This is a genomic window from Sodalis ligni (assembly GCF_016865525.2).
In the GTDB taxonomy this organism is placed as follows: Bacteria; Pseudomonadota; Gammaproteobacteria; order Enterobacterales; family Enterobacteriaceae; genus Acerihabitans; species Acerihabitans ligni.
In genome coordinates, this window is record NZ_CP075169.1 from 2520729 (window position 1) to 2543389 (window position 22661).

General features: G+C 58.6%; 20 protein-coding genes and 3 pseudogenes. 17 read left to right on the forward strand and 6 right to left on the reverse strand.

What is annotated here, in order from left to right; all coding sequences use genetic code 11:
• The first annotated feature begins 323 nt into the window (after positions 1-323).
• The 14 genes and pseudogenes from GTU79_RS11750 (at position 324) to GTU79_RS11810 (ending at position 14779) form a co-directional block, all read left to right on the forward strand.
• Positions 324-794, forward strand: coding sequence for a MarR family winged helix-turn-helix transcriptional regulator (locus tag GTU79_RS11750; protein WP_132922004.1), 471 nt, complete (start codon positions 324-326; stop codon positions 792-794).
• Complete coding sequence (locus GTU79_RS30990; RefSeq protein ID WP_275956929.1) at positions 791-925, forward strand: hypothetical protein; 135 nt, start codon at positions 791-793, stop codon at positions 923-925. Before GTU79_RS11750 ends, GTU79_RS30990 begins: the two co-directional genes overlap by 4 nt.
• The gene (locus GTU79_RS11755) at positions 904-1926 is read left to right on the forward strand and encodes an HlyD family secretion protein (protein WP_253073557.1); all 1023 of its coding nucleotides are present in this window, start codon (positions 904-906) and stop codon (positions 1924-1926) included. Before GTU79_RS30990 ends, GTU79_RS11755 begins: the two co-directional genes overlap by 22 nt.
• On the forward strand, positions 1913-3523 hold the full coding sequence (locus GTU79_RS11760) for a DHA2 family efflux MFS transporter permease subunit (RefSeq protein WP_203521789.1): 1611 nt from the start codon (positions 1913-1915) through the stop codon (positions 3521-3523). Before GTU79_RS11755 ends, GTU79_RS11760 begins: the two co-directional genes overlap by 14 nt.
• Positions 3524-3665: 142 nt before the next feature.
• On the forward strand, positions 3666-4289 hold the full coding sequence (gene acuR, locus GTU79_RS11765) for an acrylate utilization transcriptional regulator AcuR (RefSeq protein WP_253073558.1): 624 nt from the start codon (positions 3666-3668) through the stop codon (positions 4287-4289).
• A 50-nt stretch (positions 4290-4339) separates the two neighbouring features.
• Positions 4340-5190: pseudogene (locus GTU79_RS11770) on the forward strand (MDR family oxidoreductase).
• 239 nt (positions 5191-5429) lie between these two features.
• Positions 5430-6569, forward strand: a complete 1140-nt coding sequence (locus GTU79_RS11775; RefSeq protein ID WP_203521787.1) for a transporter substrate-binding protein — start codon at positions 5430-5432, stop codon at positions 6567-6569.
• The gene (locus tag GTU79_RS11780) at positions 6566-7159 is read left to right on the forward strand and encodes an ANTAR domain-containing response regulator (RefSeq protein WP_132921998.1); all 594 of its coding nucleotides are present in this window, start codon (positions 6566-6568) and stop codon (positions 7157-7159) included. The genes GTU79_RS11775 and GTU79_RS11780 overlap by 4 nt, the downstream gene beginning before the upstream one ends.
• Complete coding sequence (locus GTU79_RS11785; protein ID WP_132921997.1) at positions 7156-8004, forward strand: ABC transporter permease; 849 nt, start codon at positions 7156-7158, stop codon at positions 8002-8004. The genes GTU79_RS11780 and GTU79_RS11785 overlap by 4 nt, the downstream gene beginning before the upstream one ends.
• 82 nt (positions 8005-8086) lie before the next feature.
• Positions 8087-8854: pseudogene (locus tag GTU79_RS11790) on the forward strand (ABC transporter permease); the annotation flags it as partial.
• Between the two features lie 90 nt (positions 8855-8944).
• Positions 8945-10552, forward strand: coding sequence for an ABC transporter substrate-binding protein (locus GTU79_RS11795; protein WP_203521786.1), 1608 nt, complete (start codon positions 8945-8947; stop codon positions 10550-10552).
• 175 nt (positions 10553-10727) lie between these two features.
• The gene (locus GTU79_RS11800) at positions 10728-11675 is read left to right on the forward strand and encodes an acetamidase/formamidase family protein (protein ID WP_203521785.1); all 948 of its coding nucleotides are present in this window, start codon (positions 10728-10730) and stop codon (positions 11673-11675) included.
• 9 nt (positions 11676-11684) lie between these two features.
• Complete coding sequence (locus tag GTU79_RS11805; protein WP_214513959.1) at positions 11685-13415, forward strand: ABC transporter ATP-binding protein; 1731 nt, start codon at positions 11685-11687, stop codon at positions 13413-13415.
• Between the two features lie 230 nt (positions 13416-13645).
• Complete coding sequence (locus GTU79_RS11810; RefSeq protein WP_203521783.1) at positions 13646-14779, forward strand: glutathione-independent formaldehyde dehydrogenase; 1134 nt, start codon at positions 13646-13648, stop codon at positions 14777-14779.
• A gap of 136 nt (positions 14780-14915) precedes the next feature.
• Here GTU79_RS11810 and GTU79_RS11815 read toward each other — a convergent pair whose 3' ends face one another.
• The gene (locus GTU79_RS11815; RefSeq protein WP_253073559.1) at positions 14916-16343 is read right to left on the reverse strand and encodes a heavy metal sensor histidine kinase; all 1428 of its coding nucleotides are present in this window, start codon (positions 16341-16343) and stop codon (positions 14916-14918) included.
• Positions 16343-17011, reverse strand: coding sequence for a heavy metal response regulator transcription factor (locus GTU79_RS11820; protein ID WP_132921992.1), 669 nt, complete (start codon positions 17009-17011; stop codon positions 16343-16345). The genes GTU79_RS11815 and GTU79_RS11820 overlap by 1 nt, the downstream gene beginning before the upstream one ends.
• Before the next feature lie 202 nt (positions 17012-17213).
• Between GTU79_RS11820 and GTU79_RS11825 the strand changes: the two genes are divergently transcribed.
• From GTU79_RS11825 to GTU79_RS11835, 3 genes are all read left to right on the forward strand, one after another.
• Entirely contained in the window at positions 17214-17840 is a 627-nt protein-coding gene (locus GTU79_RS11825) for a hypothetical protein (protein ID WP_132921991.1), read from the forward strand.
• Between the two features lie 105 nt (positions 17841-17945).
• Positions 17946-18551 carry a cytochrome b/b6 domain-containing protein gene (locus GTU79_RS11830; RefSeq protein ID WP_132927773.1) on the forward strand — a complete coding sequence of 202 codons (606 nt, stop codon included), beginning with the start codon at positions 17946-17948 and terminating at the stop codon, positions 18549-18551.
• Positions 18544-19305: a molybdopterin-dependent oxidoreductase gene (locus GTU79_RS11835; RefSeq protein ID WP_203521782.1), complete on the forward strand. Its 762-nt coding sequence runs from the start codon at positions 18544-18546 to the stop codon at positions 19303-19305. The genes GTU79_RS11830 and GTU79_RS11835 overlap by 8 nt, the downstream gene beginning before the upstream one ends.
• A 47-nt stretch (positions 19306-19352) precedes the next feature.
• Here the strand turns inward: GTU79_RS11835 and GTU79_RS31360 are convergent, their stop codons facing one another.
• The 4 genes and pseudogenes from GTU79_RS31360 to GTU79_RS11850 all read right to left on the reverse strand — a co-directional run bounded on the left by GTU79_RS31360 (position 19353) and on the right by GTU79_RS11850 (position 22333).
• Complete coding sequence (locus tag GTU79_RS31360) at positions 19353-19682, reverse strand: GGDEF domain-containing protein (RefSeq protein WP_420854162.1); 330 nt, start codon at positions 19680-19682, stop codon at positions 19353-19355.
• A gap of 26 nt (positions 19683-19708) precedes the next feature.
• A pseudogene (locus GTU79_RS11840) lies at positions 19709-20974 on the reverse strand (sensor domain-containing diguanylate cyclase); the annotation flags it as partial.
• Positions 20975-21050: 76 nt separating this feature from the next.
• The gene (locus tag GTU79_RS11845) at positions 21051-21518 is read right to left on the reverse strand and encodes a FidL-like protein (RefSeq protein ID WP_214513961.1); all 468 of its coding nucleotides are present in this window, start codon (positions 21516-21518) and stop codon (positions 21051-21053) included.
• Positions 21515-22333 carry a winged helix-turn-helix domain-containing protein gene (locus GTU79_RS11850; protein ID WP_203521779.1) on the reverse strand — a complete coding sequence of 273 codons (819 nt, stop codon included), beginning with the start codon at positions 22331-22333 and terminating at the stop codon, positions 21515-21517. Before GTU79_RS11850 ends, GTU79_RS11845 begins: the two co-directional genes overlap by 4 nt.
• Between the last annotated feature and the right edge of the window lie 328 nt (positions 22334-22661).

Genomic DNA, 22661 nt, shown 5'->3' on the forward strand with positions numbered 1-22661 from the left:
TCCCTGAAAAATTAAATTTTCAGCATCTTATATTGCACAAATAGCCAGGCTGTCAACCAATCGGCGTTATTCATCTGCAGCAAAATATTATTGCATGGCGCGATTTCCCAAGATAATAAGCGAAGCGTACGATGGCTCCGGTAAGGCTTTGTGGCTACTTTTTTTGGACACCGGCCTGACGTCCGGGTTTCGCCAGCTGCGGCCTGCCGGGGGCAACGCGGCAAAGAGTTATTGCATAAAGGAGACGGAGTGGGTATTGACAAGGGTTATGTTAGGTAGTTTATTAATGGTATGTCAACTATTTGGTTGGAACTCTTCTCTTTATGTCTTCGTCGTCGCATTCATTATCTCCGCAGTCGCCGCAACGCCGTTTTGCCAGTCTTGTCTCCCAAACCGCACGTCAATGGCGGCGGGTGATCGATCGTAAATTGCAGCCTTATGGGTTGACAGAGGCAACCTGGGTGCCTCTTTTGTATCTTGCCCGGATGGAAAAGCCGATTCTGCAGAAAGATTTGGCGGAAGCGATTTACCTTGATGCCTCCTCGGTGGTCCGGCTGCTGGATAATTTGCAGCGTCTTGGTTTTATTGAACGCCGCGAAGGTCTCGATCGCCGAGCCAAGGAAATTCATCTGACGCCCCGCGGGCTTGAACGAGTCATACAGGTGGAGGGAACGGCCCTTCAGGTACGTAATCAGGTTCTGTCGGGAGTTAAGGATGAGGAACTGGAAGTGATGAGCGGGATGCTGGAGCAGGTCTTGGCCAGTCTGGCGCTGGTTGATAAGGAGCCGTCATGAGCGCTGAAGCCAAAACGAATCGCGCATTGTCCCTGAACAACTTTAATCAGTTCAGCCGGCGAAAGAAAATGATGCTGCTGGCGGGGCTGGTTGTTTTATCCTGCTGCTGGTGTGGTTTATCCACTGGCTAAGCTGGCGGTTCGGCCATGTCACGGAAAACGACGCCCAGGTCAGGGGCGAGGTGGTTACTCTTGCCAGCCGGGTGGACGGTTGGCTGGTGGCCCGTCCGGTCATAGACGGCGATCGGATTAAAAAAGGCCAGGTCCTGGCGCAAATCGACGATCGCGACGCCCGTCTGCGTTTGGCGGAGGTGGAGGGCAATCTGGCTTCCGCCAATGCGCAAATTCTGTATACCCAGGCACAGCGGCAAACCACCGATCAGACCACCCAGGCGGAATTGGATCAAGCCAAGGCCCAGCTGACGGTGGCGGAAACGACGTTATCCGACGCCGGGCATCAATTGACCCTGGCCCAGGCCAATTTCAAGCGCAACGATAGCCTGGTGAAAGGCGGCTCGGTTGCGCAAGAAACCTGGGATGAGAGCCACACGACGCTGTTGCAGCGGCAGGATCAGCAGCGGCAGGACGAGGCGCAGCTGCTTGCCCAGCGGGCGGCGGTATCTAATGCCCTGGCGCAGCGCGGACAGTTGCAGGTGCTGGATCGGCAAATCGATATGCAGCGCAAGCAACTGGTGGCGCTGCAGGCCCAGGCGGATCAGCTGAAGCAGGAAATCAGCGATCGCCAGCTTCGTTCGCCGGTGGACGGGGTAGTGGATCGTACCCTGGCGGACCAGGGGGATTATGTACAGACCGGGCAGTGGGTCATGATGGTGCATGACCCGAAAAATGTCTGGGTGGAAGCCAATGTCAAGGAGACCGACCTGGAGCATATCGCGGTGGGGCAAGGGGTGGATGTGACGGTGGATGCGTATCCCGGCCTGGTGAGCCACGGTCATGTGATTCGGGTCGGCAATGCCGCCACCAATCAGTTTGCCTTGCTGCCCAGTCCGAACCCGTCCGGCAACTTTACCAAAATCACGCAGCGGGTGCCGGTGCGTATCGCCCTGGATAACGTGGACGGGCGCATCAAACCCGGTTTGATGGTTGAGGTGGCGATCGATGTCGCCCATTGAAGCGCAGATTGCGCGATTCGGTCCCTCTTATCGCTGGCTGGCGACGGGCACGGTAATGCTGGGAACCATCGCCACTACCGCCACCGCCACCATTGTTAATATCGCCATGCGCGATATCGCCGGCGCCTTCGGCCTGGGGCAGGATCAGGTGCAATGGCTCTCCACGGCGTTTCTGGCCTCCATGACCGCCACCATGCTGATTACCGCCTGGGCGCTGGACCGGTTCGGCTATCGCCGCGCTTTTGTCGGCGCATTGTCGCTGTTTATTGCCGGCAGCCTGCTGGGGTTTGTCAGCAACAGCGGCGCGGAGGTGATCCTGGCCCGCATTCTGCAAGGCAGCGCGTCGGGGATTATCCAGCCGATGGCCATGGTGGTCCTGTCGCAAGTCTTCCCTCCTGCCCAGCGGGGCAAGGCGATGGGGATCTATGGAGTCGGCGTGGTGCTGGCGCCGGCGCTGGGGCCGACGGTGGGCGGCATTATGGTGGACCAGTACGACTGGCGTTTTGTGTTCCTGGTGGTGGTGCCGTTTTGCGTCGCCGGCATGGCGGCCTCGATGTTTATCCTGCCGGATATTGACCGTAACGCCTCCGCTCCCCGTCGCAGGTTTGACGGGATAGGATTTTTGCTGCTGGTGTGCGCCTTGACCACCTTATTGACCGGCCTGTCCAACGGCCAGCGGGAAGGGTGGAATTCATTTTTTATCATCGGGATGTTTGTGGCCGCGGTATTCAGCGCCGCCGGCTTTATCATTTGGGAATTGGTGGCGCCCCAGCCGTTGCTCAGCCTCAGGGTATTCACCAATATGCGTTTTTCCGCCGGCTGCGTGGTGGCGTTTGCGCTGGGGGCCGGGATTTACGGTTCAACCTATATTGTGCCGCTGTTCGTGCAAAGCATACAGGGTTATACCCCCACCCGTTCCGGATTGTTATTGATGCCGTCCGGGCTGATGCTGGGGGTGCTGTTTCCCATTGCCGGCATGCTGAGCGATAGGCTGCCGCCCCATATTCCGGTGATAGCGGGCTTGGCGATTTTCGCGCTGTCGTGCTGGTTATCCGGCGGCGCGGACGTGGATACGCCGTTCTGGACGATGGCCGGCTGGGTAGTGCTGGGCCGCGTCGGGTTGGGGGTTATCATGCCGGCCCTGAATGCCGGCGGGCTGCGGGCCCTGCCGGCGGATAAGCTGGCGCAGGGGTCCGGTAGCCTGAATTTTGTCCGGCAATTGGGCGGAGCGTTCGGGGTGAATCTGCTGTCGGTGGTTATCGATCGGCGCTCCAGCTTTCACGGCGATGCCCTGGCGCAGGCCATGACCGCGTCCAATGCCGCCGCCGCAGAATCCATCAACCGGCTGGCAATCATCGTGGGCCATTGGGGCAATCCGTTCGGCAGCCGTTTGCCGCAGGGGGTTGACCCCAGTTCAATGGCGTACCTGGAAAGCATGCTGGTGCCGAAAGCGCAGCTCTTCGCCTATCAGGACGGCTTTTTTGTCGTGGCGATCTTTTTCTTTCTGGCCATCATCCCGGCCTGGTTTATGCGCGGTAAACCCCGCAGCACCGTTGCCGCCAAATCCATTGCCGCCACCGGAGCCCCCAAGCCCTAGGGCTTGAGCTTGCCGGCAGTCTGTCCCGCCTTATGGACTCCGAGTATGTTTGTCAGCAGTCTGAAGCGGTTTGGCAACCGCTTAATCCGATAGGGCTCTTGAATTATATAGACGATCGGTTTATATTAACGGCATGAACACCATGACCCCAGTAAAACGGCGTGGCCGCCCGCCGAGAATCCCGCGGGATAATCCCGATACCCGGGCTGCGTTGATTCGCAGCGGAACCGCCATCCTCACCGAGCAGGGCTTTAGCGCGTCGGGTATCGACGGCATCTTGAAACAGGTGGGCGTGCCTAAGGGGTCGTTTTATTACTATTTCGACAGTAAGGAAACCTTCGGCAGGGAGATCATCGACTATTACGGGCGCTATTTTGCCCGCAAGCTGGATCGCTGTCTGCTGGATGAGACCCTTCCCCCGCTGGAACGCATCCGGGCCTTTGTACGGGACGCCGCCGCGGGAATGGCCAAATATGATTTCAAACGGGGTTGCCTGGTGGGTAATCTCGGCCAGGAAATCAACGTCCTGCCTGAGGATTATCGCCGGCAACTGAGCGATATTCTCCTGGATTGGCAACAAAGGATAGCCGGCTGCCTGCGCCTGGCGCGGGATAACGGCCAACTGGCGCCGTCGGCGGACTGCGAGGGACTGGCGGAATTTTTCTGGATCGGCTGGGAAGGGGCGGTAATGCGCGCCCGTCTGGCGAAAAGCCCGCAGCCGCTGGAGCGTTTTGCCCAAGGTTTTTTTGCCGGTCTGCCTGGATAATCCCAAATCCGGCGGGCATGGACATTCGATCTACTTCATGAGGAATCAGTATGTTTAACGGAATTTTGATTGAGAAAGACGAGCAGGGCTATCGTGCCCGTCTGGCATCGCTGGCAAAGACACAGCTGCCGGCGGGGGACGTCCTGGTGAGCGTGAGCTATTCCACGCTTAACTATAAAGACGGCCTGGCCATTACCGGCAAAGGCCCGGTGGTGCGTTCGTTTCCCATGGTGCCGGGAGTGGATTTGGCGGGCAGGGTGGAGGAAAGCAGCCATCCCGCGTTCAAGGTCGGCGATGAAGTATTGCTTAACGGCTGGGGCGTGGGAGAGAAACAGTAAAAAACGGCGTCACCCCGGACAGCGGTAAGGTGCTGGTCACCGGCGCCAATGGCGGCGTGGGGCATTTCGCCATCGCATTTTTGTCACGGTTGGGTTACCGGGTGGTGGCGTCCACCGGCCGGCCGGAAGAAACGGCGCATCTGCAGCAGTTGGGCGCGGCGGAGGTTATCAATCGGACGGTGCTTTCCGCGCCGGGGCGTCCCTTGGGTAAAGAGCAATGGGCGGCGGCCATTGACAGCGTCGGCAGCCACACCCTGGCCAATGTTTGCGCCGGTTTGCAATACCAGGGCACCGTGGCCGCCTGCGGTCTGGCGCAGGGCATGGATTTGCCGGCCTCGGTGGCGCCGTTTATCCTGCGCGGCGTAACCTTGGCGGGGGTGGACAGCGTGATGCGTCCCAGGGCGGACCGTGTCGCCGCCTGGCAGCGTTTGGCCTCGTTGGCGGATGAAGCGCTGTTGCAGAGCATCAGCCGGGAGATCCCGCTGGGGCAGGTTATCGAAACCGCGAACGATCTGATGGCGGGTAAAGTCCGCGGCCGGGTGGTGGTGGACGTGAATCGCTGATCCCGCCGGTTCGCCGCCAATGCACTGTTTTGCGCCAATGCGCCATGATGGTGCAATCCGGCCGCCGGCGCCGGCGCTGTAGCGGCGGGGAACGCGGCTTGCAAGATTGGCATGATTATTTCATGACATAGGCTAGCCAAGCCCGGCCGTCGCCGATAAGCCTTGATGACATAATTTACAGGTAACGAAGCCTGATCTTCCCGTAAGGGGCGATCGGGTTTTTTTTTGGAGAAAGGGAAATGCGCCGGAGTATTGATATCGGGATATTGTTATCCACCGACGGTACCTACCGCCACATGGCGACCGGCGCCCTGGCGGGAACGCAGGATGCCCTGGCGGAAATCAACCAGGACGCCGGGTACGATTTCCTGCTGCGGGCGCGGCATATCAATCCCCAGGCGCGGCTGGCGGACTACAGCGCCGGGGTGGCGCAGCTGATTGGGGCAGGGGTGCGGCATATTTTCGGCACCATTACCTCCGCCAGCCGCAAAGAGATTATCCCGGACCTGGAACAGCATAACGCGCTGTTATGGTACGGCTCCCCCTATGAAGGCTTTGAAAGCAGCGAGCAGGTGATTTATCTCGGCGGCTGCCCCAATCAGACGTTGGTGCCGTTGCTGCGGCTGGCCCTGGAAAATTTCGGCACCCGGGCGTTCTTAATCGGTTCCAATTACGTGTGGGGCTGGGAGAGCAATCGTATTGCCCGGGAAGTGGTGACGGCGGTTAACGGTGAAATTACCGGCGAAAAATTCCTTCATCTCGGGCATACCAGGGTGGACGAGGTGGTGCATTCGCTGCTGGCCGGCGCGCCGTCATTTGTACTGAATAACCTGGTGGGGGAATCTTCCTACGCCTTTTTGCGCCGTCTGGACGATATCTGCGCCCGGCGGCATCTCTCCCTGCCGGTGCTCAGCTGCAACCTGACCGAGGCGGAGTTGAGCCAGCTCGGGGAAATCAGAGCCTTGCGGCTGTTTTCCTGCGGGCCGTTCTTCGAAACGGCGGACCCGTTATTCTGCGCGCGCCAGCGGCGGCGCCACGGCCCGGGCCATTATTCCCATTATTATACCGGCGCCTATTTGGCGGTGCTGCTGTTTGCCCGGGCGCTGCAACAGACCGACAGCCTTGATCCGCAGCGGATTTGCGAGGCGCTGTATGATAGTGACAACGTCACCTTCATGGGGCCGATGAAAATTTCGCGCCGCAACAATCATACCTATCTGCCTTGTCATATCACTGAGTTACGCCACGGCGTGCTGGAACTGATTCACAGCGAGGATCACTGTCTGGCGCCGGATCCCTACCTGACCTTGACCGATCTGCGACAGCCTATTTCCGAGCGCCTGAAGGGCGCGGGCAGACCCATGAGGATAGTGAAATGAACCTGACATCACCGGAATTTGAAGCCCGCCCGCTGTTGTTGGTGGATTGCGAAGCCCGAACCCTGGCGGCGTTGGAAAAAAGCCTGCCGCGCATGGGCGTGCGCTGGCTGACGGCTGCGCTGGACGGCCCGCCGCCGGAAGAACCGCTGTGCGCGGCGCTGGTGGAACTGGAGCATTTTGCCAGTCCGCGGCTGCTGGCAAGTCTGAATCAGGCGGGCCTGCCCATCGTGGCCCTGACCTCCCATGAAGCGCTGTCGCAAATCCAGCGGGCCATTGATCTGGGGGCCACCGCGCTGCTGCCAAAGCCCATCAACCAGCGGGCGATTTATACCACGTTGATGATGGCGGTGGGTCTGCGCCAGCAGTTGAACGAGGATAGCCGGAACCTGTCTCTGGCCCATCGTCGGCTGGATTTTAACGCTGAACTGGCTCAAACCCTGGCCGCGCTGATGGTGGAGCGGGATCTGGACGAACGGCAGGCCTACGCCTGGCTGCGGGGGGAATCAATGCGCACCAACCGGCGTATTGAGGATATCTGTCGCCAGCGGTTGGGACAAGCGGCCCTCAAGCGGCGCGGAGAACGGGGATGAGTTCGCCCCGCGGTTTCTGGCGGCGGCCGGCGGTCTGGCTGTCGGTGGGATATATCGCCGTGGTGGTGCTGGCGGCGCTGCTGGCGCCCTGGTGCGCGCCATTCGATCCCAATGAACAGTTTACCGAAGGGCTAAGCGTGGAAGGCGCGCCCCTGAGTCCGGGGAGCCATTTCTGGCTGGGTACGGATTTGCTCGGCCGCGACCTGCTGTCCCGCCTGATTTACGGTGCCCGCACATCATTACTGGTGGGGGTGGCGGCCAACGGCCTGGCGGTGGTTATCGGCACGCTGGTGGGGCTGTGCGCCGGCTATCTCCAAGGCAGGCTCGGCGGGCTGCTGATGCGGTTTACCGACCTGATGATGGCGTTTCCGGCCTTATTGCTGGCCATTACCCTGGCGGCGATTTTCCAGCCCAGCGTCTGGATCGTGGCCATGGTGATAGCCATGGTGAACTGGGTGCAAATCGCCCGGGTGATTTATGCCGAAACCAGCACCCTCGGCGCGCGGGATTTCGTGGCGGTGGAAAAAACCCTGGGGGCCGGGCCGCTGCGGATCCTCGCCGTGCACCTGCTGCCGCATCTGGTGCCCACCATTCTGGTCTGGTCGACCCTGGGTATCTCCACCACCGTACTGCTTGAGGCCACACTGTCGTTCCTCGGCGTCGGCGTACAGCCCCCCACCGCCAGCTGGGGCAATATCATTTTCGAAAGCCAGACCTATTTCACTTCCGCCCCTTGGCTGGTGTTTTTCCCGGGGGCGGCCATTGTGCTGCTCTCCCTCTCATTCAATCTGCTCGGCGACGCCATGCGCGACGCTCTGGATCCTACTTTGAAAGGACGTTCATGATGCTGCTGTTCCTGAGCCGCCGACTCGGCCATGCCCTGCTGATTTTATTGGGGTGACGCTTATCAGCTATCTGCTGCTGTTTATGCTGCCCGCCGATCCCGCCCGGCAAATCGCCGGGCGCAGCGCTACGCCGGAAGTGGTGGCCAGCATCCGCCATCAGCTGGGTTTGGATTTGCCTTTTTACCGCCAGTACCTGCATTACCTGTTCGATTTGCTGCACGGCAATCTGGGCCGCTCGTTTATACAGCGCAGCCAGGTCAGCGAACTGATCTCCTCCCGCATCGGCCCGTCGCTGCAGCTGATGGCGGCGGGTATCGGCTGTGAACTGGTGATAGGCATTACCCTCGGTACCCTGGCGGCGCTGCGGCGGGATGGCCTGGCGGACAAAATATTAATGGCGCTGTCGTTTATCGGCGTCTCGGCGCCGCAGTTTATCGCCGCCATGCTGTTTCTTTATCTTTTTGCCGCCGTGCTCAACTGGTTTCCCATGGGGGGGTACGGCGGTTTCAGCCATATCGCCCTGCCGGCGCTGACCCTGGGCATTCTGGGCAGCGGCTGGTACTCGCGCATGCTGCGCTCATCGATGATTGATGTGCTGCATCAGGATTTTATCCGCACCGCCCGGGCCAAGGGTCTGAGCCGGGCGCGGGTGGTGTGCCGCCATGTGCTGCCGAACGCCATATTGCCGCTGATCCCGATGATCGGCATTGATATCGGCATCTTTCTCGGCGGGCTGGTGGTGGTGGAGTCGGTGTTCGGCTGGCCCGGTATCGGCCAACTGGCCTGGCAGGCCATTCAGCAGGTGGATATTCCGGTCATTGTGGGCGTTACCACCGTATCGGCGGTGGCGATTGTGTTGGGCAATTTGCTGGCGGATCTGATTTTGCCATGGGTCGATCCTCGTATCGACGTGAAAAACAACGGTAACAGGAGCAAGGAAATGAGAAAAAGTTTACTTATGCTGGCCCTGGCGGGAGTGCTGTATGCGGGCGCCGGCCAGGCGGATGAACCGAAAGACGGCGGCGATGCGGTGGTGACCTACCAAAGCGATATCGCCACATTGGATCCGGCCATCGGCTATGACTGGCAGAACTGGTCGATGATCAAAAGCCTGTTCAGCCGCCTGATGGATTACAAGCCCGGCACCACGGATCTGCAAAAGGATCTGGCGCAGGATTACAGCATCTCCGACGACGGCAAGGTCTATACCTTTACCCTGCGCAAGGACGTGACCTTCCATAACGGCCGCACGCTAAACGCCGACGATGTGAAGTACTCCCTGGAGCGGACGGTGAATCCGAAAACCCAAAGCCCGGGCGCCGGCTTTTTCAGCGCCATCGCCGGTTATGACGAGATGGCCGCCGGCAAAGCCGACCATTTGAGCGGTATTGAGGTAGTGAATCCCAATACGATCAAGATCACCCTGAAAGAGCCCAACGCCACGTTCCTGCAGGTGATGGCGCTGAACTTCGCCTCCATCGTGCCAAAGGAAGCCGTGGATCAGTGGGGAGCGGATTTCGGCAAGCATCCGGTGGGCACCGGCGCCTTTGAGCTGAGCGAGTGGAAGCTGGGCCAGGAGCTGGTGTTCAAAAAGAATCCCCATTACTACCGGGCCGGTATCCCGCATCTGGACAGCATCCGTTTCGAAGTTGGGCAGGATCCGTCGGTGGCGCTGCTGAGACTGGAAAAGGGCGAGGTGGATATTGCCGGCGACGGCGTGCCGCCGGCCCAGTTCCTGCAGTTCAAGCAGGACCCGAAATACAAAGGCATGCTGGTGACCGGCGATCAGTTGCAAACCGGTTATGTCACCATGAAGACCACCCTGCCGCCGTTTGACAATGTGAAGGTCCGGCAGGCGGTGAATATGGCCATCAACAAGGATCGCATCGTCAGGATCATCAACGGCCGCGCGGCGCCGGCCAACCAGCCGCTGCCTCCCGCCATGCCGGGATATGACAAAGACTATAAAGGCTATGCCTTTGACGTCGCCAAAGCGAAACAATTGCTGGATCAGGCCGGTTTTGCCAAAGGGTTCGATACCGAGCTTTACGTGATGAATACCGATCCGCAGCCGCGTATCGCCCAATCCATCCAGCAGGATCTGGCCAAGGTGGGTATCCGCGTGGCGATTAAATCCCTGGCCCAGGCCAACGTGATTGCCGCCGGCGGTTCGGCGGATCAGGCGCCGATGGTGTGGTCCGGCGGTATGGCCTGGATTGCCGATTTCCCGGACCCGTCCGACTTCTGGGGACCGATCCTCGGCTGTATGGGGGCGGTGGACGGCGGCTGGAACTGGTCGCGCTATTGCAATAAAACCCTGGATGCCGAAGCCGCCAAGGCCGACAGCCTAACCCAGCCCGATCAGCAGGAACAGCGCATTGCCCTGTGGCGCAAGATCTTTATCGAAGCCATGGCCGACGCGCCCTGGGCGCCTATTTTCAATGAAAAACGCTATACGGTGCATTCGGCGCGTATGGGCGGGGCGGACGCGCTGTATGTGGATCCGGTACACGTACCGGTGAACTACGACGCCATCTGGATCAAATAACCGCCGCCACCGGCCTGGCATGGGCTAAGGCCGGCGGGCTATACCCGTCATAGTTCGAGTTGCCGGCGTTGGCTGCGCTCGCTTACCCCGGTCGCTTAGCTATCTGGGCTTCAGGGGATGCGCGGGCTTGCCGCCTTCTGGTAACAAGGATTATCTAGGGTCTAAGGAGATGAGCATGTGTCAGAATTGCCTGGTAAAAACAATCCATCATCCCCAGCATCATTTCGGCTGGGACAATAGCCTGGCCCCGGCGGCCAGAGTGGCGCCGGGCACGACGCTGGAATTCCACTGCCTGGATTCCGGCAACGGTCACTTTTCCCCCGGTTCCACAGCGGCGGCGGTGGGCAGCCTGCCGTTTGATAAAATCAATCCGGTGAACGGTCCGGTGTATGTGGAAGGAGCGCAGCCGGGGGATGTCTTGAAAATCACCCTGGATGAGTTCAGGCCCGGCGGCTTTGGCTGGACCGCCGTCATCCCCGGCTTCGGCCTGCTGGCGGAGGAGTTCACCGCGCCGGCGCTGGCCCTGTGGCAGTACGACCGGCACTCTATGGCGCCCTGCGCCTTCGGCGAGTACGGCAAGGTGCCGTTAAAACCCTTCGCCGGCACCATCGGCGTGGCGCCCGGCGCGCCGGGCCTGCATTCGGTGGTGCCGCCGCGCCGGGTAGGGGGCAATCTGGATATCCGGGATCTCACCGCCGGCTGTATCCTCTACCTGCCGGTGGAAACGGCCGGGGCGCTGTTTTCCATCGGCGATACCCATGCCGCCCAGGGTGACGGCGAGGTGTGCGGCACCGCCATTGAGAGCGCCATGGACGTGGTGTTGACTCTTGATCTTATAAAAAACACGCCGCTGCCGGCGCCGCGGTTCAGTACCCCCGGTCCGGTTACCCGTCATCTGGACGGTGACGGCTACGAGGTGTTTACCGGCGTCGGCGGCGATTTGATGACCGCCGCCCGGGACGCGCTGCGTTATACCATTGACTGGTTGTGCCGCGAGCACGGGATGCGGGCCGAAGACGCCTATATGCTCTGTTCGGTGTGCGGCGATTTGCGCATCAGCGAGATCGTGGATGCGCCGAACTGGGTGGTTTCGTTCTATTTCCCGAAAACGGTATTACAGTGAGGGCGGACGATGTTAGCAGCCAATGACCGGCCGGTGCTGTCCGTGGAGCGATTGTCCATTGAATTCGGCAGCCGGCGGGTAGTGGATGATGTGAGTTTTTCCCTGCTGCCCGGTAAAACGCTCTGTATCGCCGGCGAGTCGGGCAGTGGAAAGTCACTGACGTCGCTGGCGATCATGGGACTTTTGCCGGAGGACGCGTCTGTTCCCGGCGGCGCCATCCTGTTTGGCAACGATGATTTGCTGAGCCTGGGCGAACGCCGGATGCAACAGCTGCGCGGCAAGCGCATCGGCATGATCTTCCAGGAGCCTATGACCTCACTGAACCCGCTGATGACCGTGGCGCAGCAGTTGGAAGAAACCCTGCGGCGCCATGAGCATCTCGGGCGTGGGGATGTGCGCCGGCGGATACTGGCCATGCTGGACGCGGTGAAATTGCCCCAGGTGGAAAAGCGGCTGGGGCAGTATCCCCATGAGCTGTCCGGGGGCATGCGCCAGCGGGTGATGATTGCCATGGCGATGCTGTGCCAGCCGGAAATCCTCATTGCCGACGAGCCCACCACGGCGCTGGATGTCACCATCCAGGCGCAGATTCTGCAGTTGATGCGCGAGCTGCAGCAGGATTTTTCCACCAGCCTGCTGCTCATCACCCATGATATGGGCGTCGTGGCGGAAATGGCGGACCAAGTGGTGGTGATGAATCAGGGACGGGTGGAAGAGCAGCTTTCCGCCCAAACGCTATTTAGCGCGCCCCAGGCCGCCTACACCCGCAAACTGCTGGCGGCGGTGCCGGTGCTGGGCAGCGCGCCGCCGCTGGCGCCGGTGGCGCAAGAGAGACCGCTGTTATCCGTGCGGGACCTGACCGTGCGCTTTCCGGTGCGCGGTCAGGGGTTCGGGCAAAAGCGGCAGGTTTACGCGGTGGAAAATATCAGTTTTGATCTCTTTGCGGGAGAAACCCTCGGTATCGTCGGCGAAAGCGGCTGCGGCAAATCCACCACCGGCAAGGCGCTGCTGAACATGATCCCCTTCAGCGGCAGCGCCACCCTGGAGGGGCGGGAGCTGAACGGACTGCGGGGCGAGGACCTGCGGGCGGTGCGGCGGGATATACAGATGGTGTTCCAGGACCCGTACGCGGCGCTCAACCCGCGCAAGACCATTTTTGATTTGGTGGGGGAACCGCTGCTGATCCATGACGGTCTGGCGCATGCCCTCCGGGTGCAACGGGTGGCGGCGCTGCTGGAGCAGGTGGGGCTGTCCGCCGATGCCCTGGCCCGCTATCCTCACCAGTTTTCCGGCGGCCAGCGCCAGCGCATCTGCATTGCCCGCGCCCTGGCCCTCAATCCCAAGGTGATCATCGCTGATGAATCGGTCTCGGCGCTGGATGTTTCCGTGCAGGCCCAGGTGCTTGATTTGCTGGAATGGCTGCGGGGTGAGTTGCAACTGAGCTATGTCTTTATTTCCCATGATATGGCGGTGGTTGAACGCATTTGTCACCGGGTGGCGGTGATGTATTGCGGCCAGATCGTGGAAATCGGTCCGCGGGATTCGGTATTGCATCATCCCCGCCATCCCTATACCCGACGCTTGCTGAGCGCGGTGCCCTCGCTGGATGTCAACCACAAACGGGATTTCCGCCCGCTGCTTGCTGAAATGGAGCGGCCGGATCCCATTAAACCCTTCGGCTATCAGATTCCGCCGCAGCGGTTCCAGGATTACGGCAACGGTCATCTGGCCGCCTGCTAGCCGGCCGCATTAATCATTAGTATTATTAATTTATTGTATTTCAACTCGCTGCGTTTTCATATCGAAAGCGCCGCTGCGCCTGTTGTTTCGTTTTTTCTCTCATCGACCCGCGCCGCCATAGTGTAAAAAAGCTTATCTTTATTCGCGGCCCAGGATGATTTGAGCTATCCGTTATAAGAAGAGGAATGACCGCCTCATCACTGCAATAAAATCACATGCCGGAGGAAATAATGAAAGCAGTCGTTTATAACGGTCCCCGCGATGTCGCCATCAAGGACATGCCGGACGCCCGAATCACCAAGCCTACCGATGCGCTGATTCGTATCACCACCACGAATATTTGCGGCTCGGATCTGCATATGTATGAAGGGCGTACCAGCTTTGAACGCGGCCGCATTTTCGGCCATGAAAATCTCGGCCAGGTCATTGAGGTGGGCGCGGGGGTGGAGCGGGTTAAGGCCGGCGACTATGTCTGCCTGCCGTTTAACATCGGTTGCGGTTTTTGTGAAAACTGCGAGCGCGGGCTGACCGGCTTTTGCCTGACGGCCAATCCCGGCACAGCGGGCGCCGCTTACGGTTTTGCCGAAATGGGGCCTTATGAAGGGGGCCAGGCGGAACTTTTGCGGGTACCGTTCGCCGATTTCAACTGTCTGATACTGCCGCCGGACGCGGTGGAAAAAGAGGATGACTATGTCATGCTGTCGGATATTTTCCCCACCGGCTGGCACGCCACCGAACTGGCAGGCCTGCGGCCCGGTGACAGCGTGGCGATATACGGCGCCGGTCCGGTTGGGCTGATGGCGGCCCACTCGGCGATGATCAAAGGGGCATCCCAGGTGTTTGTGGTGGATACCCATGACAGCCGGCTGGCACTGGCCGAAAAAATGGGCGCGACCCCGGTGAAGGCGGTGGGAGAGGCGGCGGTGGAGAAGATCCTTAATCTGACCGACGGACGCGGCACCGATTGCGGCTGTGAATGCGTCGGTTATCAATGCTGCGATAAACACGGCCATGAAGATAATTCCGACACCATGAACAGCCTGGTGGCATCCACCCGCGCCACCGGCGGCATCGGTGTGGTAGGGGTTTTTGTGCCGCAGGATCCGGGGGCGAAGACCGAGCTTGCCAAAGCGGGCAAGATGCCGTTTGATTTCGGCAGCTTCTGGTTCAAGGGGCAGCAGATCCGCACCGGGCAGGCCAACGTGAAGGCCTATAACCGGCAACTGGCGAAACTTATCCATCAAGGCCGGGCCAAGCCGTCGCAGATAATCTCGCACCGCCTGCACCTGGCGCAAGCACCCGAAGCCTACGAACACTTTGATAACCGGGATCCCGGCTGGACCAAGGTTATACTCAAGCCTTGACAGGAAAGCCGGCCTCCGGCCGTGAGTTCGTTAACAAAGCGCCCAATCGGGACAGGCTGCCTGATCGTAAACACGCCGTCAACGTGACATCATAACGTCAATTCAACGGTTATCAGGGGTTCGATCCGGGGCGGATTCAGGCCGCCGCCTGGGCATCGTTTATATTGTCCGGGAAATAGAGATGGAAGCAAATCTCACCCGCCGGCGTGCAGCTGACGCCGGCGCTGCCCCGGTGCAGTTTCATGATGGCCTGCACAATGGACAATCCCAGGCCGCTGGCGTTACCGCTGCTGGTACGCGCGTCGTCGGCGCGGTAAAACCGGTCGAACAGCTTGTCCATATGATCCGGCGGAATGGGCGGACCATGATTGATGACTTCAATCAGCCAGCCGTCGCCATCGCGACGGCCGCTGAGGATAATGTCGCTGTCGGCGTCGGCATAGCGTATGGCATTGTCCACCAGATTGCTTAAGGCCCGGCGCAACAGCATGGCATCCGCCTGGACCATGCCTTCTCCCCGGCAACGCAGCGCCAGGCCCCGTTCTTCCGCCAGTCCTTCAAAATAATCGGCAATCCGCTGCAGCTCGACTTCCAGCGGCAGCGGCACCGGCGAAATGGCGGACTGGGCTTCGCCGGCCCGCGCCAGGAACAGGATATTTTCCACCATGCGCGAAATGCGCTCCAGCTCTTCGCTGTTTCGGACCAGCACGCTTTCGTATTCCTGCGCCGAACGGCGCTGGTACAGGGCTACCTGGCAATGGCCCATCAGGGCGTTCACCGGCGTGCGGATTTCATGGGCCAAATCAGCGGAGAAGCGGCTCAGCCGCTGGTAGCCGTCCGCCAGCCGGTCCAGCATGGCGTTAAACGACCGGATCACCTGATGCAGCTCCGCCGGCGCGCCCTGTTCGGACAGGCGGGTAGGGAGGGGGGCGGGGTGGATGCCTTCAGCCTGCGCCGCCCTGCGCCGCAGCGGCTTCAGTCCGTGGCGCCTCACGCCGTAGCCCAGCAGGGCTATCAGTAAAAACGCCCCTATCACCGCCGCGATGATGCGATCGCGGTACTGCGCCAGCATGCGCGTCTCGTTTAGCATAATATGACCGGCGGTGATTTGGATGGGATCATGGCCGGCCAGACTGACCCAGGCCGTCACAAAGCGGATGGGAACGCCTTCCGGCGTGCTGGCGGCATGCACCGCACCGAGGGACACCGGAACGCCGTCCGCCACCGGCGCCACCGTCGGCAACCGGTAACGCCCCGGATTGACATTGATAAGCGGCGTCTGGCCCGGACGCTGGAATATCAGAATATCCCGTTCGTTGCCGAGCATATTCTCAAATAAATGCGGGTTATCGCTGAGTAGCGAAATGGGAAATGCATTGCCCAGCAGGCTGCGGAAATAGGCCACCCGGTTGGCGGTTTGCGCGGCGGCCTGATTGCGCATGGAACGGGCCATATCGCCGTACAGATACAATCCCACGCTGCTTATCACCAGGGCGGCCAACACGGCGAACAGCAGGGCCGAACGGGCGGTAAGGGAGAGAGAAGGGAAACGCGGCATCATCATCAACGTACTTCGCAGACATAACCGATACCGCGCACGGTATGGATAAGTTTAACCTCGAAAGGGCGATCCATTTTGGCGCGCAGGCGCTTGACCGCCACATCCACCACATTGGTATCGCTGTCAAAATTCATGTCCCAGACCTGGGAGGCGATAAGGGTCCGCGACAGCACTTCCCCCTGGCGCCGCACCAGCAGCGACAACAGGGCGAACTCTTTGTTGGTCAGGATAATCGCGGTATCCAGACGGGTGACTTTGCGCCGCAGCATATCGATATGCAAGTCCGCCAGATGAAAATCGTTCTCCTCGCGAATGACGCCGCGGCGCAGCAGGGTGCGGATGCGCAGCACCAATTCGGTGAACGAAAAGGGCTTGATCAGATAATCGTCCGCCCCGAGCTCCAGGCCGTGAATCCGATCCTGCACCTGATCCCGGGCGGTAAGAAACAGCACCGGAACATCGCTTTTTTTACGGATTATGTCCATAAGCTGCCAGCCGTCCAATCCCGGCAGCATCACATCCAGTATGATGACATCGTAAATGTTCTCCAGGGCCAGAAACAGGCCGTCCGGACCGGTGCGGGCCAGATCGACGCTATAGCCGGCTTCTCCCAGGCCTTTTCGCAAATATTCCCCAGTACTGAGATCATCTTCTACTATCAGTATACGCATCCAGATATGTCCTCCCGGCCACATTCCCAGTTTAACAGTTTGTTTGACGCCGGTTGATGACAATATTGTCATCGAACGGTCATCCGGCGGACCGGGTTGGTTTGCCAAGCTGACAGGGAAACAGGCCTCCGGGGCGAGAGGTACCGGATGCACAGATGACCGGCGCGGCATCGGCCGGACCGAATATTCAAAGGAGAATCACATGGCCAAACTCAGATTATTGACAGGACTACTGGCGGGAGCATTGACCTTAGGCAGCGTAGCGGTACAGGCGGCGGATGCGCCGGCCAAGCCCATGATGGCGATTCGCGGCACCATCACGCAAATCAGCGGCGATCAACTGCAGATAACCGATCGCCGGGGTCAGGAGCACACAGCCACCCTGAATGACAAAACCACCGTATCGGCGGTATCGCAAGGTAAGATAAGCGATATCAAACCCAACAGCTTTATCGGCACCGCCGCGGCGCCGCAGCCGGACGGTACGCTTAAAGCGCTGGAAGTGCATGTGTTCGACCCGTCGCTGCGGGGATCCGGTGAAGGCTTCCGGCCATGGCAGGGGGCCGACGGTAAAACCGGCACCATGACCAACGGCACCGTCGGCACCCTGGTGAATGCCAACGGCCACACCATGACGGTAAAATACCAGAACGGCGAGAAAAAGGTTATTGTGCCGGATGATGTGCCAGTTGTGACGTTGTCACCAGGTAATCGTTCGCAGCTGGTCCAGGGCGCGCACGTTATTTTGTGGCCGGCGCCGGGCAGCGCCACGCCAGTGGTGGCGGCCCGTATCGTTGCCGGCGTCAACGGCACCATACCGCCGATGTAACAGTGAAACGGCCGGGCGGCGGTGCTTTGCGCCGGTCTCCGGCCGGTTGTGCCGGGCTTAAGGAGAGTGCCTGTGAAAAGTGTTCCCACAGCGGTGAAAATCCCTATGCACCGGTTGCCGGTGCGTATTACCCATTGGCTGAACGTGCTGATTATGTGCGGCATGTTTATGAGCGGATGGGGTATTTATAACGCCTCGCCGATATTCCCCTTTACCTTTCCCGCCGCGCTGACCCTGGGAGGCTGGCTCGGCGGCTCCATTGCCTGGCATCTGGCGGTGATGTGGGCCCTGGCGGCCAACGGACTGCTCTACCTGTCATGGGGCTTGGCCAGCGGCCACTTCCGCCGGGATTTCCTGCCGGTGACGCCTGCCTCGCTGTGGCGGGATCTGCGGGCGGCCCTCATGTTCCGGCTTATCCACCGGCCCGGCGAATATAATGCCGTGCAAAAAGCATTTTATCTGTTTGTCCTGCTGTGCGGCCTGGTGCTGGTGCTGTCGGGACTGTCCATTTGGAAACCGGTGCAGCTGAGTTGGCTGGTGGCGGTGTTCGGCGGCTTCGACCGGGCGCGCTATGTCCATTTTTTCGCCATGAGCGCCATCGGCGTTTTTGTGGTGGTCCATCTGGCCATGGTGCTGATGGTGCCCAGCACTTTTTTGCCGATGATTACCGGTTACCTGCGCCGTAAACCACGGAAAACACGCAATGAATAACCCTAAAAAGAGCGGGCTGGTATTGGAGCCGGCCCAAAAGAAAGAGCTGTACCGATTGCAGCGCCGTTTGCTGCTGCGCTCCGGCCTGACCCTGGGGGCGCTGACGATGCTTACCGGCTGCAATATGCAGGACGGCGATGATGTGGATAAGGTGCTATGGGCCATGTCGCGCTGGAATGACCGGGTGCAGGCCTGGCTGTTCAGCGACCGGCGGCCGGCGCAAACCTATCGCCCCGACCAGATAACCACGCCTTTTCGCTTTAATGCTTTTTATCCCGAAGATAACGTGCCGGAGGTGGATATCGCCACCTGGCAATTGGACGTCTCCGGCCTGGTAACGGATAAGCGTCCCTGGACCATGCAAAAATTGCGGGCATTGCCGCAGCAAAGCCAGATTACCCGCCTGATTTGCATTGAAGGCTGGAGCGCTATCGGTCAATGGAGCGGTGTGCCGCTGCGCACCTTTTTACAGCATGTGGGGGCGGATATGCGGGCCGGTTTTGTCGGCTTCCGCTGTGCCGATCGTTATTACTCCAGCATCGACATGGCCACCGCGCTACATCCCCAAACCACGCTGGCGCTGGATTTTGTCGGCAAAGAGCTGCCGGATGAGTTTGGCTATCCGCTGCGATTACGCGTGCCCACCAAACTGGGTTTCAAAAATGCCAAGCATATCGTGGCGATTTCTGTCAGCAATAGCAATCCCGGCGGCTACTGGGAGGACCAGGGGTATAACTGGTTCAGCGGGATATGACAGACATTATCGCCGGCGCCGGGCGGGATGCCGCGCCGCCCGGCCCGTCAGGCTTCGCAAATCCGGTTCCTGCCCAGCCGCTTGGCCTCATACAGCGCCGCATCCACCCTGACCACCAGTTTGGACGGCGTATCTACATCGCTGATGGGCAATCCGACATAAATGCCGATGCTTGCGCTGATACTGCCCACCGGGCTGCCCCGATGCTGGATTTCAAGTTGCCCGATCTTGTCCTGAATCCGTCTGGCCACCGCCAGGACGCCGGTTTTGTCGGTTTCCGGCAGCAGGACGATAAATTCCTCGCCGCCGTAGCGGGCCGCCAGATCGCGCTGGCGCAGGGCAGCGCGCGCAGGGTATTGCCAATGAGCCGCAGGCACTCGTCCCCGGCCACATGGCCGTAAATATCGTTATATTGCTTGAAAAAATCGATATCCAGCAAAATCAGCCCCAGCGGCCGGCGAAGTTCTATAGCACGGTTGAATTCATTTTTGAATACCAAATCGAAGTGGCGCCGGTTATACAAGCCGGTCAGCCCGTCGGAGCGCGCCAGCTTTTCCAGGGACCGGTTTAATTTACGCAGCTCCTGCTGCGCATGGATCAACTCCAGTTCAATCCGCATTCTGGCCCGTACCTGCCGCATTAGCAGCAGGCAGACAAGGGAAATCATCAGGACAAAAATCAGCGTCATGACGGCATGGCTGATGGCATCATGCCGCCAGTCGGCCAACGCCTGATCCATGGATACCCCGCTGGTGATAATGACCGGAAACTGTTTGAGATGCTCATAGCTGTAAACCATGGACTGCGGGTCGTTCGCCAGGGCGCTGTTGACGGTGCCGGATTGATTTTGAAGGATATTATCTTTATACAGCGGCGAATCGGCGATGGTGGTGCCGATGACTTTTTCATTGTAAGGATGGCGGTATAGCACGGTGCCGTTATTGAGCAGCATCATTAACGTGGAGTCGTCGCTGATAACGAATTTGGTATAGAAATTCCGGAAATGGCTGATCATCACGCTTTCAAGCAGCACGCCGGCGAAGCTGCCATCGGGATTATCAAGGCGGCGGGAGAGGGGTAATATCAGCTCTTGGGTCATGCGGCTGCGGATTACCTGGCCGATATGTATGGTCAAATCCGGATGATCGCGGTGATATCTAAAATAATCCCGGTCGGAAAAATCATTCACCGACGGTAATTTATCCGCCGCCGTCACCAGCATACGGCCCCGGGCGTCATAGAGGGAAATGGCGTCTATTTGCTGCAAACCTTGGGTTTTTTCCTTGAAAAGCCGATGCAGAACGGGCCATTTGTCCGGGTCCATGCCCTGTTGATGGATTATTTCCGCCAGTTCTTCCAGGATTGCCTCGGCCTGGACAAAGGTATCGCTGGCATGCTGGGTCAGCGCCTGGGTGAGATTGGCGGTATTGGTCTGGGAACGCGCCAGCGCCTGATGATAGGTGCGCCATAGATGCAAGCTGTTCAATACGATAAGCGCCAGGATAAGCAACACGGCGGAAGCGCCGAGCTGGAACAACAGGGTAAATCGCTGGTGACCGTAGACTGCGCTGTTACGGACTCTTTGCCGGGGGGAGCCGAAGGGTCTTGTTTTTCTCATGGGGTATCCACAGCATCTCGGGTCAGGCAGAAGGGCTGCCGCTAATGACATAATTTGACATGTTCATTAAGAGTATTTATGCATTGTCACACTTAGTCAAAGATTCAGCGGGATTTAATAGCGCAGGTCACTCTTTGGCACATGTAAAGAAGGGTGAATATATCAAACTGACGAGTATTGAACGTTTATCCAAACGCCGAAAGCGGGGTAAAACCGATTCCCCCACCGGTATCAGCACCGGATCTGTCGCCGATTTAGGCGTATTGTCCATATTGGATATTATTTCTCTTGTGATGATGATTTCATACAAGTCCTGATTATTTTTTCGCCGATAAGAGAAAAATTTTGTGCGATGTAAATTAAAGGTTTGCCCGTTATGAGCAAAAGTGCCGTTCAGGACGTAAAACCCTTCGCGGCGATTGGTAAAAAACATTTTAGCTTCGGCCGTGTAGCTAAAGCGGCCTTGTGGGGTATTGGCCCTGAACACCATCATGCCTGAACATTGAAACCCCGCGAAAGGATGACGATAATGATACAGATAAAACAGGCCGGAAAAAATTGTGACCAGACAACAGGCCGCCAGAATTCTTTTCATTGTGCGTCCCAGTTATAAAAGTAAAAATTAAGGCAGCTTGCTATATTTCCCTGGGCATCCCGCTCACATTTAGCCATGAAATTACGCTGATTAATGCCGCTTCTTATTGTGGTATTAGTCACAATGTTATGGGAAAACAGGATGAAATGATGCGCTGTGCATTTCTCGATATTGCCCCTCATCACCTGCCGCAACTGTTCGAGCATGGACTCTTTATCCCGGGCCGGCACCGGCCGGAGGGTATAGATATCGCAAGAATCCACCTTATCCAGTAAAAACAGCGGCTGCCTATCCTGCCGGTTGAAATAGACATAGGCCATCAACAGGGTGGCGGCAAAGGCGATACCCAAGACGCCGTTGATAAAGATTTCTTTAGTTGACGAGGATTTTTCGGCGGTGAAAGCGTCGTCCGGCTGCCCGTCTTCTCTATCCTGAGGTTGGGGCAAAGAAGCGGCGGGCGGCTGAGGTGGGTTTTCCTCCTGGGTTATCAGCAAGCGATCGTTAAGCTTCAGCCCGCGTTTGGGTAAGGTCACTATGGCCGTCGCATCCAAATGCAGGGATATGAGCGCTTTTCTCAGCAGGCTGATTTGCTGATTCAAATTGCCGTTTGAGGGCTGCATTCCGTATTTTACCCAGACGCTGTCAAATAACCATTCACGGGTTACCGTATTCCCTTCGCCGTGGGCGGCTATTAACGCTTCCAATACCCGGCCGGCGGTATTGGATAATTTAATTACAGAGGCATTATTATTTAATAAGCCTAATTGATATCCCGCGGTGTCAAATAAAACTGAATGATTAATTAAATACTTCATAACACGCTCCATAATGGACCGCTAAGCCGAACAATACATAGACCTGATTTGAAGACTATATACCCGTCATACTTTACGTTGCTAGGGTATATTGAGAGGCGGCGCCGAAAGTCATCAGTAATAAAATATGTTAATTAAGTAGCGATCCAAGGCGATGGATAAAACGCGTCGGTTTATTTATCGACGATTATAATCGGCGTCGCGGAAAGAAAGAGTTATGTCGCGCCGAAAATCAACAAAAACCGTACGCCATTACAAAAAGCGCTACTGATCGGACTTGTTCAGCGCACACATGTACGCTAGGATAGCATTCCTCAAGTGACTACAA

What these genes read in the sequence shown, in the direction of transcription:
- GTU79_RS11750 (WP_132922004.1), top strand. Translation starts at nt 324, where the DNA reads ATGTCTTCGTCGTCGCATTCATTATCTCCGCAGTCGCCGCAACGCCGT.
- GTU79_RS30990 (WP_275956929.1), top strand. Translation starts at nt 791, where the DNA reads ATGAGCGCTGAAGCCAAAACGAATCGCGCATTGTCCCTGAACAACTTT.
- GTU79_RS11760 (WP_203521789.1), top strand. Translation starts at nt 1,913, where the DNA reads ATGTCGCCCATTGAAGCGCAGATTGCGCGATTCGGTCCCTCTTATCGC.
- acuR (WP_253073558.1), top strand. Translation starts at nt 3,666, where the DNA reads ATGACCCCAGTAAAACGGCGTGGCCGCCCGCCGAGAATCCCGCGGGAT.
- GTU79_RS11775 (WP_203521787.1), top strand. Translation starts at nt 5,430, where the DNA reads ATGCGCCGGAGTATTGATATCGGGATATTGTTATCCACCGACGGTACC.
- GTU79_RS11780 (WP_132921998.1), top strand. Translation starts at nt 6,566, where the DNA reads ATGAACCTGACATCACCGGAATTTGAAGCCCGCCCGCTGTTGTTGGTG.
- GTU79_RS11785 (WP_132921997.1), top strand. Translation starts at nt 7,156, where the DNA reads ATGAGTTCGCCCCGCGGTTTCTGGCGGCGGCCGGCGGTCTGGCTGTCG.
- GTU79_RS11795 (WP_203521786.1), top strand. Translation starts at nt 8,945, where the DNA reads ATGAGAAAAAGTTTACTTATGCTGGCCCTGGCGGGAGTGCTGTATGCG.
- GTU79_RS11800 (WP_203521785.1), top strand. Translation starts at nt 10,728, where the DNA reads ATGTGTCAGAATTGCCTGGTAAAAACAATCCATCATCCCCAGCATCAT.
- GTU79_RS11805 (WP_214513959.1), top strand. Translation starts at nt 11,685, where the DNA reads ATGTTAGCAGCCAATGACCGGCCGGTGCTGTCCGTGGAGCGATTGTCC.
- GTU79_RS11810 (WP_203521783.1), top strand. Translation starts at nt 13,646, where the DNA reads ATGAAAGCAGTCGTTTATAACGGTCCCCGCGATGTCGCCATCAAGGAC.
- GTU79_RS11815 (WP_253073559.1), bottom strand. Translation starts at nt 16,343, where the DNA reads ATGATGATGCCGCGTTTCCCTTCTCTCTCCCTTACCGCCCGTTCGGCC.
- GTU79_RS11820 (WP_132921992.1), bottom strand. Translation starts at nt 17,011, where the DNA reads ATGCGTATACTGATAGTAGAAGATGATCTCAGTACTGGGGAATATTTG.
- GTU79_RS11825 (WP_132921991.1), top strand. Translation starts at nt 17,214, where the DNA reads ATGGCCAAACTCAGATTATTGACAGGACTACTGGCGGGAGCATTGACC.
- GTU79_RS11830 (WP_132927773.1), top strand. Translation starts at nt 17,946, where the DNA reads ATGCACCGGTTGCCGGTGCGTATTACCCATTGGCTGAACGTGCTGATT.
- GTU79_RS11835 (WP_203521782.1), top strand. Translation starts at nt 18,544, where the DNA reads ATGAATAACCCTAAAAAGAGCGGGCTGGTATTGGAGCCGGCCCAAAAG.
- GTU79_RS11845 (WP_214513961.1), bottom strand. Translation starts at nt 21,518, where the DNA reads ATGAAAAGAATTCTGGCGGCCTGTTGTCTGGTCACAATTTTTTCCGGC.
- GTU79_RS11850 (WP_203521779.1), bottom strand. Translation starts at nt 22,333, where the DNA reads ATGAAGTATTTAATTAATCATTCAGTTTTATTTGACACCGCGGGATAT.